Here is a 750-nt window from a genome sequence, read left to right on the forward strand (position 1 = left end):
TAGCGCGCGAGCGGCTGCTGGCGCTGCCGAACAAGCTTGGTCCACGCCTTGTGGGCCTGAGATCGGCATCTGAGGCTCAGGCCATCATTGAGGACGAGGTCCACGCGGCTTTGAGCGAACTGGCCGATGCGACCGTCTCCCCCGTCGAGCATGCCAGCTCCGCCCAGGAGGGTGAGCACCCGCCCGAGGTTGAAATGGCGATCCGGCTGGCGGCAGAAGTCGGGCCCATTGCAGCTCGCGTCGCGGTTCAGGCTGGTGCGACGGTCGAGGCGGCCTTCGTCCTCAACACGATGGTGGCGTGCGAGTTGGACACGATCGCCTGCAAGCTGCTGGGCGAGCAGGGCTACGAAGGCTTCGATGACCTGACCGTCCTTGAGCTTGCCGGCCTCAGCGCGCGAGACCCGGATTGGGATGCTCTGGCGCGGCAGGCCGATGCGGAGTTCGACGAGGCGGCCTGCGAAGACCTACTCGAACAGACGATGTTCCCGCCCGGGTGGCAGCCGCCCGTGAGATCCGCACGCCATCGAAAGGGAGGCGCCTGTGGCTGACGAACACCTGAGTCTCGTCAGAACGGTCGGGACCCGGCCACTACGAAGCTGACCCCTGAATTGCAGGAGAGGTTCGTCGATCAGCTCGTCGCCGGCCGGCGCGGCAGCACCTCAGGGCTGCGGTCGGAGTGGAACTCGCTGCGGCACGTTCCCGAGGAGACCAGTCGTAATGCCATTGCAGCGACAGCACGAGGTGCTCCGT

Annotated in this window: 1 protein-coding gene; it reads left to right on the forward strand. The window is 66.4% G+C overall.

Annotation, left to right across the window (positions count from 1 at the left end; all coding sequences use genetic code 11):
• Positions 1-548, forward strand: a 548-nt coding sequence (locus tag DT057_RS35885) for a hypothetical protein (RefSeq protein WP_420870350.1), incomplete at its 5' end; no start/stop codon positions are given.
• Positions 549-750: the final 202 nt, after the last annotated feature.

Source organism: Methylobacterium crusticola, from assembly GCF_003574465.1.
Classification (GTDB): domain Bacteria; phylum Pseudomonadota; class Alphaproteobacteria; order Rhizobiales; family Beijerinckiaceae; genus Methylobacterium; species Methylobacterium crusticola.